General features: G+C 55.6%; 3 rRNA genes. All 3 read left to right on the forward strand.

The features are described 5' to 3' along the window. Nucleotides 1–187: 187 nt before the first annotated feature. Nucleotides 188–1705: ribosomal RNA gene (locus tag IC40_RS0125910) — 16S ribosomal RNA — on the forward strand. A gap of 418 nt (nt 1706–2123) precedes the next feature. Then, nucleotides 2124–5244, forward strand: a 23S ribosomal RNA gene (locus tag IC40_RS0125915). A 193-nt stretch (nt 5245–5437) separates the two neighbouring features. Beyond that, nucleotides 5438–5550: ribosomal RNA gene (gene rrf, locus IC40_RS0125920) — 5S ribosomal RNA — on the forward strand. The 16S, 23S and 5S rRNA genes sit together here, the layout of an rRNA operon. Nucleotides 5551–5573: the final 23 nt, after the last annotated feature.

Raw genomic sequence — 5573 nt, forward strand, 5'->3', positions numbered from 1 at the left:
TGTTGTTTGAGAACTCAATAGTGTGTTTGGTGGTTTTTGTTTGTTGTTTTTTTGCCATCTTGGTGGGGGACTCCCCGTCTTCCTGCCACATAAGATGGTTTGTTTTTTTGATGCCAGTTTTTGGTGTCTTTTGTTTGTGATCGGATTTTTCTGATTCGAATTCTGCCTCGTTTGTTCGAGGGGTTTTTGTTTGGAGAGTTTGATCCTGGCTCAGGACGAACGCTGGCGGCGTGCTTAACACATGCAAGTCGAACGGAAAGGCCCTTCGGGGTACTCGAGTGGCGAACGGGTGAGTAACACGTGGGTGATCTGCCCTGCACTTTGGGATAAGCCTGGGAAACTGGGTCTAATACCGAATATGATCATCGGCTTCATGGTCGGTGGTGGAAAGCTTTTGCGGTGTGGGATGGGCCCGCGGCCTATCAGCTTGTTGGTGGGGTAATGGCCTACCAAGGCGACGACGGGTAGCCGGCCTGAGAGGGTGACCGGCCACACTGGGACTGAGATACGGCCCAGACTCCTACGGGAGGCAGCAGTGGGGAATATTGCACAATGGGCGCAAGCCTGATGCAGCGACGCCGCGTGAGGGATGACGGCCTTCGGGTTGTAAACCTCTTTCAGCACAGACGAAGCGCAAGTGACGGTATGTGCAGAAGAAGGACCGGCCAACTACGTGCCAGCAGCCGCGGTAATACGTAGGGTCCGAGCGTTGTCCGGAATTACTGGGCGTAAAGAGCTCGTAGGTGGTTTGTCGCGTTGTTCGTGAAAACTCACAGCTTAACTGTGGGCGTGCGGGCGATACGGGCAGACTAGAGTACTGCAGGGGAGACTGGAATTCCTGGTGTAGCGGTGGAATGCGCAGATATCAGGAGGAACACCGGTGGCGAAGGCGGGTCTCTGGGCAGTAACTGACGCTGAGGAGCGAAAGCGTGGGGAGCGAACAGGATTAGATACCCTGGTAGTCCACGCCGTAAACGGTGGGTACTAGGTGTGGGTTTCCTTCCTTGGGATCCGTGCCGTAGCTAACGCATTAAGTACCCCGCCTGGGGAGTACGGCCGCAAGGCTAAAACTCAAAGGAATTGACGGGGGCCCGCACAAGCGGCGGAGCATGTGGATTAATTCGATGCAACGCGAAGAACCTTACCTGGGTTTGACATGCACAGGACGCTGGTAGAGATATCAGTTCCCTTGTGGCCTGTGTGCAGGTGGTGCATGGCTGTCGTCAGCTCGTGTCGTGAGATGTTGGGTTAAGTCCCGCAACGAGCGCAACCCTTGTCCTATGTTGCCAGCGGGTTATGCCGGGGACTCGTAGGAGACTGCCGGGGTCAACTCGGAGGAAGGTGGGGATGACGTCAAGTCATCATGCCCCTTATGTCCAGGGCTTCACACATGCTACAATGGCCGGTACAAAGGGCTGCGATGCCGTGAGGTGGAGCGAATCCTTTCAAAGCCGGTCTCAGTTCGGATCGGGGTCTGCAACTCGACCCCGTGAAGTCGGAGTCGCTAGTAATCGCAGATCAGCAACGCTGCGGTGAATACGTTCCCGGGCCTTGTACACACCGCCCGTCACGTCATGAAAGTCGGTAACACCCGAAGCCGGTGGCCTAACCCTTGTGGAGGGAGCCGTCGAAGGTGGGATCGGCGATTGGGACGAAGTCGTAACAAGGTAGCCGTACCGGAAGGTGCGGCTGGATCACCTCCTTTCTAAGGAGCACCACGAGAACCTGGCCCGCCCACATCGTGTGGGAGTTCGGTGACCTTGGTCGATTCGTTGGATGGCCTTCGCCTGTAGTGGGTGGGGGTCTGGTGCAACAACAAACATTCTTTGGCGCTTCGATATTTGTCGGGGTGCTGGCTGCCAGGCACACTATTGGGCTTTGAGACAACAGGCCCTGCGATCGCATGCTCGTTGGAGTGTGTGGGTCGGCCGCGAGGGACCAGGCGTTGTTCTGGTGTTCGGACGGTGTTTGTTGTTGCCCTGCTTTGGTGGTGGGGTGTGGTGTTTGATTTGTGGATAGTGGTTGCGAGCATCTAGCACGCAAGAATCGGGTCTTCTTCGGAGGGCGTGGTTGTTGTGTGTGTTTGATGTGCAATTTCTTTTTTCTTTTTCTGGTTTTTTGTGTTGTAAGTGTTTAAGGGCGCATGGTGGATGCCTTGGCATTAGGAGCCGATGAAGGACGTGGGAGGCTGCGATATGCCTCGGGGAGCTGCCAACCGAGCGTGGATCCGAGGATGTCCGAATGGGGAAACCCAGCACGAGTGATGTCGTGTTACCTGCATCTGAATATATAGGGTGCAGGGGGGAACGCGGGGAAGTGAAACATCTCAGTACCCGTAGGAAGAGAAAACAATTGTGATTCCGTGAGTAGTGGCGAGCGAAAGCGGAGGATGGCTAAACCGTATGCATGTGATACCCGGCGGGGGTTGTGTGTGCGGGGTTGTGGGGCGTTTCTTCTCAGCACCGCCGTGCTGGGCGACAGTGAGAAAAGTGTGTGTTAGTCGAAGGGCCTGGGATGGTCTGTCGTAGAGGGTGAGAGTCCCGTAGGCGAAAACATGCACTCTGTTGTGAGACTGTTCCCCGAGTAGCAGCGGGCCCGTGAAATCTGCTGTGAATCTGCCGGGACCACCCGGTAAGCCTGAATACTTCCTAATGACCGATAGCGGATTAGTACCGTGAGGGAATGGTGAAAAGTACCCCGGGAGGGGAGTGAAATAGTACCTGAAACCGTGTGCCTACAATCCGTCAGAGCCCTCGCTTGCGTGGGGTGATGGCGTGCCTTTTGAAGAATGAGCCTGCGAGTCAGGGACATGTCGCGAGGTTAACCCGTGTGGGGTAGCCGCAGCGAAAGCGAGTCTGAATAGGGCGTATCCGCACAAGAGTGTGTGGTGTAGTGGTGTGTTCTGGACCCGAAGCGGAGTGATCTACCCATGGCCAGGGTGAAGCAGCAGTAAGATGTTGTGGAGGCCCGAACCCACTTAGGTTGAAGACTGAGGGGATGAGTTGTGGGTAGGGGTGAAAGGCCAATCAAACTCCGTGATAGCTGGTTCTCCCCGAAATGCATTTAGGTGCAGCGTTGCGTGTTTCTTACTGGAGGTAGAGCTACTGGATGGCCGATGGGCCTCACAAGGTTACTGACGTCAGCCAAACTCCGAATGCCGGTAAGTGAAAGCGTGGCAGTGAGACGGCGGGGGATAAGCTCCGTGCGTCGAGAGGGAAACAGCCCAGATCGCCGGCTAAGGCCCCTAAGCGTGTGCTAAGTGGAAAAGGATGTGCAGTCGCGAAGACAACCAGGAGGTTGGCTTAGAAGCAGCCACCCTTGAAAGAGTGCGTAATAGCTCACTGGTCAAGTGATTGTGCGCCGATAATGTAGCGGGGCTCAAGCACACCGCCGAAGCCGCGGCAATCAGATGTATGTCTGGTTGGGTAGGGGAGCGTCCTGCACCCAGTGAAGCAGCCTGGTAATGGAGCTGTGGAGGGTGTGGGAGTGAGAATGCAGGCATGAGTAGCGATAAGGCAAGTGAGAACCTTGCCCGCCGAAAGACCAAGGGTTCCTGGGGCAGGCCAGTCCGCCCAGGGTGAGTCGGGACCTAAGGCGAGGCCGACAGGCGTAGTCGATGGACAACGGGTTGATATTCCCGTACCCGTGTGTGCGCGCCCATGATGAATCAGAGGTACTAACCACCCAAATGGTGGCCTATCCAATCCTTCGGGAGCGGAAAGTCGCCGGCTGCGTGGGACCTTCTCTGGTAGTAGTCAAGCGATGGGGTGACGCAGGAAGGTAGCCGTACCAGTCAGTGGTAATACTGGGGCAAGCCTGTAGGACGAGACATAGGCAAATCCGTGTCTCATATGTCTGAGAGGTGATGCATAGCCGAGTGAGGCGAATTCGGTGATCCTATGCTGCCGAGAAAAGCCTCTAGCGAGCTCACACACGGCCCGTACCCCAAACCAACACAGGTGGTCAGGTAGAGAATACTAAGGCGTACGAGTTAACTATGGTTAAGGAACTCGGCAAAATGCCCCCGTAACTTCGGGAGAAGGGGGACCTCCATACCGTCAACACCTTTGCGGTGGGTAGCGGGAGGGGGTGGCACAAACCAGTGAGAAGCGACTGTTTACTAAAAACACAGGTCCGTGCGAAGTCGCAAGACGATGTATACGGACTGACGCCTGCCCGGTGCTGGAAGGTTAAGAGGACCCGTTAATCCTTCGGGGTGAAGCGGAGAATTTAAGCCCCAGTAAACGGCGGTGGTAACTATAACCATCCTAAGGTAGCGAAATTCCTTGTCGGGTAAGTTCCGACCTGCACGAATGGCGTAACGACTTCTCAACTGTCTCAACCATAGACTCGGCGAAATTGCACTACGAGTAAAGATGCTCGTTACGCGCGGCAGGACGAAAAGACCCCGGGACCTTCACTACAACTTGGTATTGGTGCTCGATACGGTTTGTGTAGGATAGGTGGGAGACTGTGAAGCATGCACGCCAGTGTGTGTGGAGTCGTTGTTGAAATACCACTCTGATCGTATTGGGCCTCTAACTTCGAACCGTATATCCGGTTCAGGGACAGTGCCTGGTGGGTAGTTTAACTGGGGCGGTTGCCTCCTAAAATGTAACGGAGGCGCCCAAAGGTTCCCTCAACCTGGACGGCAATCAGGTGTTGAGTGTAAGTGCACAAGGGAGCTTGACTGCGAGACGTACATGTCGAGCAGGGACGAAAGTCGGGACTAGTGATCCGGCACCTCTGAGTGGAAGGGGTGTCGCTCAACGGATAAAAGGTACCCCGGGGATAACAGGCTGATCTTCCCCAAGAGTCCATATCGACGGGATGGTTTGGCACCTCGATGTCGGCTCGTCGCATCCTGGGGCTGGAGCAGGTCCCAAGGGTTGGGCTGTTCGCCCATTAAAGCGGCACGCGAGCTGGGTTTAGAACGTCGTGAGACAGTTCGGTCTCTATCCGCCGCGCGCGTCAGAAGCTTGAGGAAACCTGTCCCTAGTACGAGAGGACCGGGACGGACGAACCTCTGGTCTACCAGTTGTCCCACCAGGGGCACTGCTGGATAGCTACGTTCGGACAGGATAACCGCTGAAAGCATCTAAGCGGGAAACCTCTTCCAAGACCAGGCTTCTCACCCTTTTAGAGGGATAAGGCCCCCCGCAGACCACGGGATCGATAGACCAGACCTAGAAGACTAGTAATAGTCGCAGGGAACTGGCACTAACCGGCCGAAAACTTACACACACCCACCCCCCACGGGGCGGGTAACAAACACACCATGTGTAAGAAAAACTGACGCACCTCAAACGTGACGCCCGCAACCACACACATCCACATCGGACACGTAGAAACCAGCAATGGAATCCACACCCCACCACCAAAACACAAAGATTTCCCACAACACACAGTGGGACGCCCAGAAAAGGGTGAATAAAGTTACGGCGGCCATAGCGGCAGGGAAACGCCCGGTCCCATCCCGAACCCGGAAGCTAAGCCTACCAGCGCCAATGATACTACCCAACAGGGTGGAAAAGTAGGACACCGCCGAACACACATTAACCTCGGCCCTCCAA

The organism is Mycolicibacterium neoaurum ATCC 25795 (assembly GCF_000691525.1).
GTDB classification, from domain to species: domain Bacteria; phylum Actinomycetota; class Actinomycetes; order Mycobacteriales; family Mycobacteriaceae; genus Mycobacterium; species Mycobacterium neoaurum.